Annotated in this window: 11 protein-coding genes; 10 read left to right on the forward strand and 1 reads right to left on the reverse strand. The window is 36.4% G+C overall.

The window, feature by feature from the left end:
* Nucleotides 1-335: 335 nt before the first annotated feature.
* The 6 genes from AC1DFT_RS17765 (at nt 336) to AC1DFT_RS17790 (ending at nt 7,622) form a co-directional block, all read left to right on the forward strand.
* Nucleotides 336-902, forward strand: coding sequence for a DUF4256 domain-containing protein (locus AC1DFT_RS17765; RefSeq protein ID WP_478160478.1), 567 nt, complete (start codon nt 336-338; stop codon nt 900-902).
* A gap of 233 nt (nt 903-1,135) precedes the next feature.
* Nucleotides 1,136-1,789 (forward strand): M48 family metallopeptidase, encoded by a 654-nt coding sequence (locus AC1DFT_RS17770; RefSeq protein ID WP_478160480.1) that lies wholly within the window; start codon nt 1,136-1,138, stop codon nt 1,787-1,789.
* 261 nt (nt 1,790-2,050) lie between these two features.
* Complete coding sequence (locus AC1DFT_RS17775) at nt 2,051-2,962, forward strand: LysR family transcriptional regulator (protein WP_478160482.1); 912 nt, start codon at nt 2,051-2,053, stop codon at nt 2,960-2,962.
* A gap of 116 nt (nt 2,963-3,078) precedes the next feature.
* The gene (locus AC1DFT_RS17780; protein ID WP_478160484.1) at nt 3,079-4,440 is read left to right on the forward strand and encodes an MFS transporter; all 1,362 of its coding nucleotides are present in this window, start codon (nt 3,079-3,081) and stop codon (nt 4,438-4,440) included.
* A 245-nt stretch (nt 4,441-4,685) separates the two neighbouring features.
* Nucleotides 4,686-5,876: a DHH family phosphoesterase gene (locus tag AC1DFT_RS17785; protein WP_478160486.1), complete on the forward strand. Its 1,191-nt coding sequence runs from the start codon at nt 4,686-4,688 to the stop codon at nt 5,874-5,876.
* 459 nt (nt 5,877-6,335) lie between these two features.
* Nucleotides 6,336-7,622 carry a glycosyltransferase family 2 protein gene (locus tag AC1DFT_RS17790; RefSeq protein ID WP_478160488.1) on the forward strand — a complete coding sequence of 429 codons (1,287 nt, stop codon included), beginning with the start codon at nt 6,336-6,338 and terminating at the stop codon, nt 7,620-7,622.
* Nucleotides 7,623-7,681: 59 nt separating this feature from the next.
* On the opposite strand, the gene AC1DFT_RS17795 is transcribed toward AC1DFT_RS17790, so the two are convergent.
* Nucleotides 7,682-9,364, reverse strand: a complete 1,683-nt coding sequence (locus tag AC1DFT_RS17795) for a methyl-accepting chemotaxis protein (RefSeq protein WP_478160490.1) — start codon at nt 9,362-9,364, stop codon at nt 7,682-7,684.
* Between the two features lie 413 nt (nt 9,365-9,777).
* Between AC1DFT_RS17795 and AC1DFT_RS17800 the strand changes: the two genes are divergently transcribed.
* From AC1DFT_RS17800 to pstB, 4 genes are all read left to right on the forward strand, one after another.
* Nucleotides 9,778-10,611 carry a phosphate ABC transporter substrate-binding protein gene (locus AC1DFT_RS17800; protein WP_478160492.1) on the forward strand — a complete coding sequence of 278 codons (834 nt, stop codon included), beginning with the start codon at nt 9,778-9,780 and terminating at the stop codon, nt 10,609-10,611.
* 46 nt (nt 10,612-10,657) lie between these two features.
* Entirely contained in the window at nt 10,658-11,572 is a 915-nt protein-coding gene (gene pstC / locus AC1DFT_RS17805) for a phosphate ABC transporter permease subunit PstC (protein WP_478160494.1), read from the forward strand.
* Nucleotide 11,573: 1 nt separating this feature from the next.
* Nucleotides 11,574-12,401, forward strand: coding sequence for a phosphate ABC transporter permease PstA (pstA, locus tag AC1DFT_RS17810; RefSeq protein WP_478160496.1), 828 nt, complete (start codon nt 11,574-11,576; stop codon nt 12,399-12,401).
* A gap of 62 nt (nt 12,402-12,463) precedes the next feature.
* A complete protein-coding gene (pstB, locus tag AC1DFT_RS17815) occupies nt 12,464-13,234 on the forward strand; it encodes a phosphate ABC transporter ATP-binding protein PstB (protein WP_478160498.1) in 771 nt (256 codons plus the stop codon).
* Nucleotides 13,235-13,720: the final 486 nt, after the last annotated feature.

The raw sequence follows: 13,720 nt of genomic DNA on the forward strand, positions 1-13,720 counted from the left end.
TTAATATTATACAATTGTAAAATACGACATTTATACAAAAATGATACCATTATACTGCAATGAAAACGTGACTTAATGACTAGTTGTATGTTCGGAAGTGGATGATAAGTATGATGAAATGTGAATGGACTTACGAATAAAAGAACTAAATATATTTAGCAAATGATCAAACACTTTCTTTAGAAGAAGCTGTATATAAATCCATACGCTTTACCAATGTTGAGGCAGTCGCACTGGGGGGAAAGAAGATAAGTAGTAAAAATTAAGGATTCCATGAGATAATTAACAAGATAGTTTCAAATTAGTTCTAAATTTTCTATAGGAGGAAATTTTATATGGAATACGAAAAAAGGAAGTTGTCACCAGAACAACAAGAAGAAACGCTTAGAATATTGAAAGCTCGTTTTGAGAAAAACATGAATCGGCATGAAGGACTTGAATGGGATAAAGTACAAGCAAAGCTAGAAATGAATACTGAAAAACTATGGTCTCTTAAAGAAATGGAAACAACTGGCGGCGAACCGGATGTTATTTCTTATGATATAGAAACGGGCGAATTCACTTTTTATGATTGTTCTGCGGAAAGTCCTAAAGGTCGCAGAAGCGTCTGTTACGACCGTGAAGCATTGGAGTCAAGAAAAAAACATAAACCCGAAAATAGCGCCATTGATTCGGCAACTGCCATGGGCATTGAACTTTTAACGGAAAAACAATATCGGGAGTTGCAGAAACTTGGAAATTTCGATTTGAAAACGTCAAGCTGGGTGCAAACACCTGATAATATTAGAAAACTGGGCGGAGCCGTGTTTTGTGATTGTCGCTATGACACAGTCTTTGTGTACCACAATGGAGCCGATTCCTACTATGCTGCAAGGGGATTCCGTGGTTCCCTAAGGGTTTAGATTTCATATTTCAACTACCTTTAACAGAATTAGAATATAAATTTAGAGTTAAGGTGTCAGATTCTAAAACAATTCAAAATTGTATTAGGATCTAACACCTTTCCTACATAAGGCTTTAAACAAGCGAGAAACAGAAGAGTTTAAAAATATTTTGTTTGTGATAGGTAAAAACACCTTTTGGGATACCGCGCTTATTCCAAGATTTTATTGATAATAAAGAACAGAGGGTAGCCATGAAAGTTGAATTTGAAAATACGATGATTGAATTTAATGTTCAGTATGGAAATAGGGAAAAGCTATCAATTCATATTGATTCGGTAGGTTTTATAACTGTTAAAGTCCCAAAGGACACCAATAAAGATATTATTGTAAGTGCAATAGAAAGCAAAGGAAAATGGATACTAGAGAAAATCCATGAAATTGGGGTAGCTCGAGAAATTCCTAAGGCAAGAGAGTATCAAGCACAAGGTAAGTTTTTATACCTTGGAAAAGAGTGTTTTCTTCACGAATTAATAGATAGTAGTGAGTTAAATGAAGAGGCACTTAAAAGAAATTTAAAGAAGTTCTATATCAATAGATGTAAGTCGATCGTAGGAGAACGGATAAAAATATATCAAAAACAACTGAAAGTAAAGCCTAAAACCATTGAAATAGTAGAGTCTAAAACCAAGTGGGGTAGTTGTAGTTCGGATAGAAAGTTAACATTTAATTATCGTCTAGCTATGGCACCCGTTGAAGTTATTGATTATGTGATAATCCATGAACTATGTCATTTAATTCATATGAATCATGATCGATCATTTTGGAGGCGTGTTGGAAGTATTATGCCAGACTATAAAGAAAAAGAAGCGTTTTTAGCAAGACACGGACATTCCATGTCATTTTAAAAATTCGGTTACATTTCGAGGGAAATGTAACCGAATTTTTATGTGTTCTTCATGTTTGTTTCTGACACAAGGTACAAAAACTTATCTACCAGCACTCTTGTGTTACCACATACACTCCACATATTGCGAAGCAGTCGCGTGCTTGAAATTGAAGTAAGTCTCTAACTCTCCTTTTACTACAATTCTATGGATAAGTGAGCTAAGATTATAGAAGCAAAGTCAGGAGACTAAGATATACATAATAGAAAGAGGCATAAAACAATGACGCTACAACAGTTAAAATATGTAATTGAAGTTGCCAGAAGTCGTTCCATCAGTAAAGCTGCGCAAAATTTATTTATTAGCCAGCCGAGTCTTTCCAATGCACTGAAAGAGTTAGAAAATGAAATTGGCATTGTCATTTTTTTGAGAACGAATAAAGGAATTATTATGACCACTGAAGGAGCAGAGTTTTTAGGGTATGCACGACAAGTAGTGGAACAAGCTGCTCTTCTAGAAAATCGATATTCCAATACGCAATCATTACAGCAACACTTTTCCGTATCGGCTCAGCACTATGCATTTGCGGTAAGTGCATTTGTACGCTTGCTCAAAGAATATAATCGGGATGAGTACGAATTCACCTTAAGAGAAACAAAAACCTATGAAATTATTGAAGATGTGAAAAATCTACGTAGTGAAATTGGCATTTTATATGTAAATGATTTCAATAAGAAAGTGATTCATAAATTTCTTAGAGAAGGTAATCTCCTTTTTCAGGAGCTATTTGAAGCAAAGCCACATGTATTTATTAGCTCACGAAATCCGCTCGCAAAGCAAGACTTTGTAACACTATCAGATTTAATCCCTTATCCGTATCTTTCCTTCGAGCAAGGGGATTATAATTCTTTTTATTTTTCGGAGGAAATTTTAAGTACCATTTCTAGACCTAAAAATATTACGGTTAGTGATCGGGCTACACTCTTTAATTTATTAATCGGTCTAAATGGTTATACGATTTCAACGGGAGTGATTAGTCATGAACTAAATAGTACAGATATCGTTGCGGTTCCTTTACATGTAGAGGAACGGATTACCGTTGGGTATATTACACATAAAAATGTAAAAAATAGTCCTTTAGCGAATATTTACATTGAGTATTTAAAAGAAACAATTGCTGAAGAACAAGTCTAGCTATAGTTTTAAACTATAGCTAGTGATACATTTTATGTGTTATATACTAGCTGTTTTAACGTGCTACAATCTCTTTACATTACAAATCAATTTATATTAGCATCGGAGAGATTATCATGAATACAGTGAACCCTATTGAAATAGTTAATCAGAGTAAATTGAAAGGTTTTCATTACGTTCTTATTCTTTGTTTATTTTTTATCATGATGTTCGACGGCTATGATGTTGTCATTTACGGTGCGACTATTCCTTTGTTAAAAGCAGACTGGGGAATCACGGATATAGTAGCAGGATCTATTAGTAGTTATACTACAATAGGTACGGCAATTGGTGCTGTCTTATTCGGGCTATATGCAGATCGTTTTGGAAAAAAACGCATCATTATTTTTACGACTTTCTTATTCAGTTTCTTTACATTATTATCTGGATTTGCACCGACACCTTTGTTCTTTATTATTTGTCGTATTATTGCAGGACTAGGATTTGGTGGTGTTATGCCAAATATCGCTGCTTTAATATCAGAATACGCTCCGACCAAATATCGTGCTGCTATTATTTCATTCATTTTTTGTGGTTATTCTGTTGGCGCGATGACTGCCTCATTTAGTGGACAACTTTTTCTCGAAAAATTCGGTTGGCAACCAGTTTACTGGATTGGTGGATTACCACTACTTTTGTTACCATTTGTTATACGTATCCTTCCAGAATCGATTAGTACTCTAATGAAGAGCAAGGATGCAAAACGTCTTGCCACTGTCCTTCGAAAAATCGAGCCAACGCTTTCGAAAGATATCCAATTTACATATGTTCCACAGGAACAGCTACATAAGTCATCGGTTCGTGATCTTTTTAAAAACAAGCTTGCTTTAAGTACGACGATGTTCTGGTTCTCTTGCTTTTGTACATTCATATTGATGTATTCTTTAAATACATGGCTTCCAACATTAATGATGAATGCAGGCTATGATCTAAAATCAAGTCTTGTATTTGTTGCAGTACTACAAATAGGGGCAATTATTGGAACACTAGTATTCGGGAACTTTATTCAACTACTTGGATTCAAACGAGTTCTTATCCCACTCTATATAGTAGGGGCTGTATCATTGGTGCTTATCGGCTATTCGAAAAATATTTATATAGCTTACGGGCTAATTGCGCTTATTGGGGCAGCTTCAGTTGGTTTACAAAATATGTCTAATGCTTATGTAGCGGAGTATTATTCAGTCGATGTTCGAGCAGCAGCACTTGGTAGTACAATGGCATTTGGACGGATCGGTTCCATTGTTGCACCAACTTATATGGGTATTTTATTAACCTTTAATCTTCAACCGCAATTTAACTTTTTTGCAATTGGTATTGCTGCAATTTTTGGTGCGATTGCTATGAGTTTTATTCGGGAAGATCGTGCAGACTATGCAGTAGAGAAACAAGTAACTTCTAAAGAGGTTACTATTTTAAAATCTTCTACGAATAGCTGATAAACTTTTCACTACATTCAGCAAATACGCCGGGGCGTAATTGATAAAGTATTTAATGGATTTTTTTAGGAAGAAACTAATGACATCTGAATAATAATTGGTTTAAAGGAATCGGAGTGAGATTTTACTTATGCTGATTCCTTTTATCATTCTGTGTTTTACTTATGCAACATGCATTTCCACCATACGTTTTCTTCCTTATAAAATACCCGTTTCATATCCATACTAGGTTTGAGGTGAAGAGGATGTATAAATTATTGTCTCATAATGATTTGGATGGTGTGGGATGTGGCATTTTAGCGAAACTTGCTTTTGGTAAGCAAGTGAATGTGAGATATAATTCGGTGTCTTCTCTTAATCGAGAGATTGAATTTTTTTTAGATAATGATCATCCAGATACGTTTTTAGTGATTACTGATTTATCTCCAAATAAAGAAAATGAAAAAAAACTGCATGATTTTTATCTTGGAAAAGGGAAAGTCCAACTAATTGATCATCACAAAACAGCTACACATTTTAATGACTATGAATGGGGCCTTGTGCGAGTTGAAGATAATGAAGGCAAACTAACTTCAGCTACTTCTTTGTTTTATGAATATCTTGTTAAACATAGACTACTGGAGGAAGCGGACGCTATTTCCGAATTTGTAGAGTTGGTTCGGCAGTATGATACATGGGAGTGGGAAAAGAATAAGAATCATCAAGCCCATTCGCTAAATTCACTCTTCTATTTAGTATCTATTGAGGATTTTGAAGAAAAAATGTTGGAACGACTTCTTACAAGTGAACATTTTGACTTTGATGAATTCGAAAAGAAAATGCTGAACATGGAAGAAGATAAAATAGATCGATATATACGACGGAAAAAAAGAGAAATCGTACAGTCAAATGTTGGGGAGCATATCGCGGGTATTGTTTATGCGGAATCCTATCATTCTGAGCTAGGAAACGAGCTTGGGAAAGAATTTCCTCATCTAGATTTTATCGCTATATTAAATATGGGTGGAAAACGGATATCATTGCGTACCATTCATGATCATATTGATGTTTCTGAAATTGCAGGATATTTCGGTGGTGGCGGGCATCAGAAAGCATCTGGTTGCTCTTTGACAGATGATGCTTACAAACAGTTTGTGTTGGATACATTCCATTTAGAGTCAATGCAAGAAGATGCGAAAAGGAACCGTTATAATTTGAAACATTCAACGTTCGGTTCATTATACAAAAATAGAAGTGAGGATATTTTTCTTCTTTATCAAACGAATGAGAAGCGCTGGATAATTGAAAAAAATAATTCTGCAATGGAGCAAGCCTTTACAAGTTTTGAAGAAGGGGAGCAATTTCTAAAAAGAAATTATGAGACATGGTTTGTAAGGGATGATCAGTTTGTTGAGTATTTAATGAGTAAGTTAAAAAAAGTTAGCCAACAGACTTAGGTTTTATATAGGAAAAGTAAGGGAACTATACCATGAACCTGGGATAGTTCCTTTTTGCTTTTCTTTTCCTGCTTTGTATTTCTAACTCGCCTTTTAGCCCTTTTAGTTGATGTTCATTTTGTTAATTTAAGAATTCATTTTTTGTAAAGAACTAAGTGCTACTCCTTCAGGCTTCATGATGGAATAACTTATTGAAGGGGCTGACGCATAATCGAATTGACTGTGAGGACTATGTCTAGTTTTCGCGTTTTATGATAACACTGTCGTTAATACCTTTTTCTAAATACCAAAAGTTTATATAAAATTTACATAGTTTTAATTTAAGCTGTAAATTGATGAATTATACTTATTTTTTAAAGGATAATCAGATATGCTTGATGCCTTTTGGATATGCATAAATTTAGGGCAGGAAGTCGAAGAATGTTAAAAATAAATTGATAACTTCGTGGGGGGATCGGCTTGGGCTCGCATTTATTAACTTTTATTAATAGTTTTAACTTTTTTATGTTTCTATTATTTGCATTGATGTATTCGTATCAGATTGTCTACATGTTTGTAGCATTTAAGACCAAAAAAAGTAATAATCCTTTGTTAGAAAATGTTCGTCCTAACAAATATGCAGTAATCATCGCAGCTCGAAATGAAGAACTCGTCATCGGACAACTAATTAATAGCATAAAAAATCAGAAGTATCCCGCAGAATTAATTGATATTTTCGTTGTAGCAGACAACTGTACGGATGATACAGCCAAGGTTGCAGAAAGAGCTGGGGCAATCGTTAGAGAGCGCTTCAATAAGGTTAATATTGGAAAGGGATATGCTCTCGACTATATGATTAAATACATCGAAAGAGAATATTCATCTAAAAAGTATGAAGGATATTTTGTGTTTGATGCCGATAATCTCCTTGATGAGAATTATATAGAGGAGATGAATAAAACGTTCAATCAAGGATATAGGGTAATCACCAGCTATAGAAACTCCAAAAACTATGATCAAAATTGGATTTCTGCAGGTTATGCCCTTTGGTTTTTACATGAAGCTGAATATCTCAACCTTCCAAGAATGGTCCTTAACACCAGTTGTGCAGTTTCGGGAACAGGATTTTTGGTACATGCAAATTTGATCAAAGATAATGGAGGGTGGATCCACCATCTTCTGACAGAAGACATCGAGTTTTCCGTTTCTCAGATCACTAAAGGTGAAAAGATCGGGTACTGCAGAAGCGCCGTGTTTTATGATGAGCAACCAGTCACTTTCGAGCAATCTTGGCATCAGAGATTACGTTGGGCAAAAGGGTTTTACCAGGTCTTTGCTAAATACGGAAGTGATTTGCTTAGAAATACTTTTCGAGGTCAACAAAATCGGTTTTCATGTTTCGATATGACGATGACGATTATGCCGGCTATGCTCGTTTCCAGTTTTAGTATTGTGGTAAATGGATTATTCTACCTAGCTGGTTTTTTGGGATTTTTTGATGGGAAAGAAATTATCCATGAGACTACAAGGGTATTATTAAATTCCTTTGGCTGGTATTATGGAATACTGTTTACACTTGGATTCATTACAACCTTAACAGAGTGGAAAAAAATTCATTGTTCGGGTTGGAAAAAGATTGCTTATACATTCACTTTTCCATTCTTTATGTTTACTTATATCCCCATTTCTATCGTTGCCCTTTTTAAGAAAGTTGAATGGAAACCAATTGCTCATACAGTGGTAAAATCGCTTGATGATGTACGATAATGGAACTTCAATTGTGAATGAAAGAAAGACCCATGGTTTTTCCATGGGTCTTTTCGTTCTTATAATTTGTATTGAAGTATCAAACTATTCAGTTCTTCGGCTAATTTGGCAAGTTGCTCTGCGCTGCCTGCGACTTCCTCCATTGAACCACTCGTTTGTTGGGATGAAGCGGAAGTCTGCTCTACACCAGCGACCGCTTCTTCAGTGATGGAGGCAATTTCCTCGATCGCTCCACCCATCTCTTGACCGTTCGCCGCGATGTCGGCTAAGTTCTCAGAAACAATCTGAATATGCTCAGCCATTGCCGTTATAGCGTGATTGATGCTGGTAAATGTCTTATTCGTGCGCTGAATCTGCTCTGTTCCTTTTTCCACTTCTTCATAACCAACTAGTAGTGATTCTGCTACATAACTGGACTCTTGTTGGATACTCCCTACGATGCTTGTGATATCTGTGACTGAAATGGAAACTTGTTCAGCTAGTTTTTTCACTTCTTCCGCGACAACAGCAAACCCTTTTCCATGTTCTCCTGCTCTCGCCGCTTCAATAGCTGCATTTAACGCCAATAGATTCGTTTGATCGGCGATACCCTTCGTTACTTCAACTAACTTGGAGATTTCTTGGGTTTGCGCATCTAATCCTCGGATTTTCTGAACTGATTCCTGCACGATCTGATCGATTTTGACCATTTGTTCATTGGATGCTGCCATTAAACGGCCGCCTTCCGCGGTCATCTTTAGAACCTCTTCAGATGATTGTAGGATGTTTTCCCCTTTTTCATTCGCTTCTTCGACCTTGACGGTGAATGACTCCATTGCTTCGGACAAATCACTCGCATGTTTGGCTTGTGATTCAGATCCTGCAGCCAATTCATACATCGTCGTAGCAATTTGATAAGTGGCTGCTTTCACTTCTGTTGCAGATTGAATCAGTTCTTCACTTTGACCTGTTACCGTTTTGGAGACGACATTAATTTCGTTCATTAATTGCCGGTTATTATCGATCAATACATTGGTTGCACGGATAAGTTGGCCAGCTTCGTCCTTGGAACGTGTTTCGAGAGCTGCTCCAGTTAAATCTCCTTTGGCTATCCTGTTTAATCGATCCGTTACGATTTTGAGCGGTTTAGAAATCGAACTTGCAGTCACTATCGCTGCCGCTGTGCTCAGTAAGATGACTAGAGCGGTAACAATTACGACGGTCCGTAAGCTCGATTTCCCGCCTGCTATAATCGCTTGCTCAATCTCGTTAATCAATGTTTCACTATCCTTGGCCATTTTTTCATAACCGGCCATAATTTCACGGACCTGTTCAGAGGATGCATTTAAATTGCGCAGCGCCACCTCTTTATTTCCTTTGTCATATTCCTGAAAGACATCCGTATCTATCATCGTCCTCCAAGCAATCGTTTCCTCTATGAGATGATCGAATTCTTCGGAGTCCCGTATTCCTCTGACGACCGCTTCGTATTCCTTTCCTTGTTCCGTATAGGCATTGAAACGATCTTTATAGTCGCCGCCGAATAATACATACCCGCGGGCAGTTGATATCCGATTCGCCATTGTTAGCGCCATCTGCTCATTGGCGATTAATAGCGGAAGCTCTTTTTGCACAATCTGTTCTGCTTCTCGATTACTCTTCATGATTACGGAAATATTATAAACGCCTAATAATAGTACAAATACAATCACTAGCGAAAATGCAGCTAATAACTTACTTTTAATACTTTTGAAGTTATTCATCTTATTACAACCCTCTCTCTATTTTTCTGGTTTGTCTTCTTGTATCCTAAGTTACTATCGGATGAATTGGTTTGATTTCAAGTGGTATTACCTATCAAATTTAAACGAAAAAGCACGAAAATTGAAATTTGAATTTTCGTACTTTTGTTATACGTGCGCTTAATAAGTGAGAGACTACCGACTAAAGGATGATTGTGAAAAAAATGGAAAGTTATATATTAGTCATTTTGACTCATCATAAGGTATCAGTAATTTACGTAATTTTAAAAATATTTAACATTAACCATCTTGTTTTTAATAAAATTTACAAAACCTTTACAAAAGTACTATCGAAAATTTACACTACACCATTATTCTATTATTAGACAAAATACGACATAGAAAGTTCCTAACATATTTCTTGGAGGTAAGAAATGATTAGTTTGAAAAAAGTAAAAATGGGATTATTAATGCTGTCTATACTTACTATCTTGTCAGCATGTACAAGCAACGATAATGATGCGCAAAAGTCAGGTGGTAGTACAGTATCTATTTCAGGATCTACATCTGTAGGACCATTAGCTGAAAAATTAGCACATAAATATACAGAGGAAGACAATACAAACATTGAGATAAATCAAATTGGATCTTCTGCAGGTATCACCAACGCTATTAGTGGAGTGTCAGAGATAGGCATGTCCTCACGGGACTTAAAAGAAGAGGAAATAGCGAACGGTTTGAATGAAGTAGTGATTGCTTACGATGGAATTGTAGTGGTAACCCATCCAACTAATAAGGTGAAAGATCTCACAATGGAACAAGTAAAGCAGATTTTTACTGGTGAAGTGACGAACTGGAGTGAACTAGGCGGAGATGATATGGAAATCGTCGTCGTCTCTCGTGAGGATGGATCAGGATCACGTGATGCATTTCAAGAAATCGTAGACTATAGTTCTGGTGAATTAATAAGAAACGCCATTATTGCAAGTGGTAATGGAAATATTAAAACAACAGTTGCGAACAATAAACATGCAGTCGGCTTTATCTCATTTGAATATATTGATGAAACGATTTCAACAATCGATATTAATGGTGTAGAAGCGACCGCAGAAAATGTGCTACAAGAAAAATACAGCTTGTCTAGGCCATTCTTGTTTGTCTATAAAGAAGGACAATTAACAGATGCTGGACAACGATTTATAGATTTTATCCTAAGTGAAGAGGGACAACTCATTGCTGCAGAAGCAGGAGCTATTCCAGTAAAGTAGATCACAAGTGATAAGGAAGACAACATCATAATTTTGGAGGTATAAGGTGTCTATCCCAACAACTAACAAGCAGTCCGTAGAAATCGGTAAAGCTAATAAAAGGAAGTATATGTTAGAGAAGTTGTCCTCAAGAATTTTCTTGATTTGTGCACTTCTCTCCGTAATAACTTTATTGTTAATCATTGGATTTGTATTTTATAAAGGGGCTCATCCCTTTGTTGCAGAGGGCTATAGCTTTATAGACTTTATTTTCGGTACTGATTGGGTACCGAGTGAAGATAAATTCGGCATATTCCCAATGATAGTTGCATCCATTTTTGCAACAATTGGAGCATTAATTATTGGAGTTCCTATTGGCTTATTTACAGCTATTTTCTTGGCGGAAATTGCCTCTAAAAGAATAGCTAATATTATTTCCCCAGCAATTCAGTTGCTAGCAGGTATCCCATCTGTATTATATGGTGTATTTGGACTAGCAATCATTATACCGTTTTTACAAAATACATTTGGTTTAGTGAAAGGGCAAAGCTTATTGGCTGTTATTCTTGTGCTAGCAATCATGATGTTACCAACCATTGTGACTGTCGCAGAGACGGCGATTCGTGCAGTGCCACAAACATATCGCGAAGGATCATATGCTTTAGGAGTATCGCAAATCGGTACAATTTTTAAAGTCATTGTACCAGCGGCTAAATCAGGTATTATGACGGCAATCGTATTAGGTTTAGGTCGAGCAATTGGGGAAACGATGGCTGTTATTTTAGTAGCTGGAAATAGTTTAATCGTTCCAACTAGCCTAACAGATAGTGTTCGTCCACTAACGACAAATATTGCATTAGAAATGGGTTATGCATTCGGTACCCATCAAGAAATGTTATTTGCAACCGGGATTGTTTTATTCTCGTTTATATTGATTTTGAATTTTGTACTAGCAAAAATAAGTGCTAAGGGAGGTAACTAAGATGAGACATTTTAAAGATAACTTGCTACGTGCACTTTTATGGTTATCAGCTTTCTTATCGGTTGCCGTCCTCCTTATGATTGTTGGATTTATCTTTTATAAAGGGATAGGTTTGATTAGCTTCAATTTCATCTTTGGTGATTATTCTCCAGCAGGTGATGGTGGTATTTGGCCGATGATTGTAACAACTGTATATACAGTCCTTATTTCATTAGTCATTGCAACACCTATCGGAATTTTAGCGGCTGTTTATTTGCAAGAATATGCTAAACAAGGGCGATTAGTTAGTCTAATACGCTTTGCAACAGAAAGTTTAACAGGGATTCCCTCGATTATTTATGGTTTGTTTGGAGCGGTATTCTTTGTAACAACATTAAAGTTAGGTATGTCGATTATAGCTGCTTCCTTAACCTTAACGATTATCGTGTTACCCGTCATCATTCGAACAACGGAAGAAGCATTAAAAACAGTGCCACGTTCCTATCGTGAAGGTTCCTTAGCACTTGGAACGACAAAGTTACAAACATTATATAAAGTAATTTTACCAAGTTCTATGCCGGGAATTTTAACTGGAATTATCCTTTCGGTTGGACGAATTGTTGGAGAGTCAGCTGCAATATTTTTAACTGCTGGGACAGTGGCGGCTATGCCGGAGGGTATTCTATCATCAGCTAGAACTTTAACGGTTCATTCTTATTTAGTAACACAAGAGTCTGGTGACATTGAACTTGCTGCAGCAGTAGGGATTGTCTTAATCGTCATTATTTTAGCAATCAATCTTTCAGCAACTTATATCTCGAAAAAATTTAACAAAGCAACTAATAAATAAACGTGTGAGAACGTGCTAAGCTAACGACCAAAATAACTTAAGTAGGGAAGGTATTTTAGCAGATGGAGCAACGTAAAGAAGGTACATCAATTATTAATGTAAAGGATTTAAATTTATTTTATGGGGAGAAACAAGCGCTATTCGGAGTAGATCTTGCTATTCATGAAAAAGAGGTTACTGCTTTAATTGGCCCTTCAGGCTGTGGTAAATCCACTTTTTTACGAACATTAAACCGCATGAATGATTTAATCGATGGTGTAAAAATTACAGGTGATATTGTCATTAATAATGAAGACATTTATAAAACAAATGATGTCATCAAATTGCGAACTAAAGTCGGAATGGTATTTCAAAAACCAAACTTATTCCCGATGAGTATTTATGACAATGTTGCCTACGGACCAAGAATGCAAGGAATTAAAAATAAAAAAGAATTAAATAAAATTGTAGAAGAGAGTCTGCGCAGTGCAGCGATATGGGAGGAAGTACAAGATCGTCTTAAAACATCAGCACTTGGTTTATCAGGCGGGCAGCAACAACGTGTGTGTATTGCCCGTGCTATTGCGATGAAACCAGATATTATTTTAATGGACGAACCTACATCAGCATTAGACCCGATTTCTACGTTGAAAATAGAAGAATTAATCACAAATATGAAAAAAGATTATACGATTGTCATTGTTACACATAATATGCAACAAGCGGCAAGAGTCTCCGATAAAACAGCATTTTTCTTAAACGGGGAAATAGTTGAATTTGATGATACAGATATTATTTTTTCTACACCGCAAGATCAAAGAACAGAGGATTATATATCAGGTAGATTCGGATAACAAAAACGGGAGGGGAAAATGAATAATTTTCTCCTCCCGTTTTATTTCTGCATAGGAAATTATAAAATTCAATACATATGCATAACTATTTGCATGAAACATAAGTAAGTTAAGCCAATTCTAAAAATCGAGCGCAGTATAGGGAAACTGCGACGCAATGAGTTGAATGAGGTATCCGCTATGATTTTCGCTGCAGGACGGACGCTTTCCGTGGGGTTAGTGATGAGCCTTCACCGCCGCTTGCGCGTACGTTGTGAAGTCTCATCTTACTCAGGCAGAGGAACAAAGGCTAAGAACGCCACATCGTGTGGCGACGCCTTCGTGACCAACGTCCTGTTGGCCTCCACTGGAGTCGCCGCCTGCAGCGAAAATCCATGGGAATTACTATCTAATTTAGTGTCGACACATATCAAAGGTTAAATTAATCCATTCTACTATGTAATGTTTATAAAATCTAATTAGAAAATGCAGTCTCGAAATAAAGAG

This window comes from Psychrobacillus sp. 05T411, from assembly GCF_056396485.1.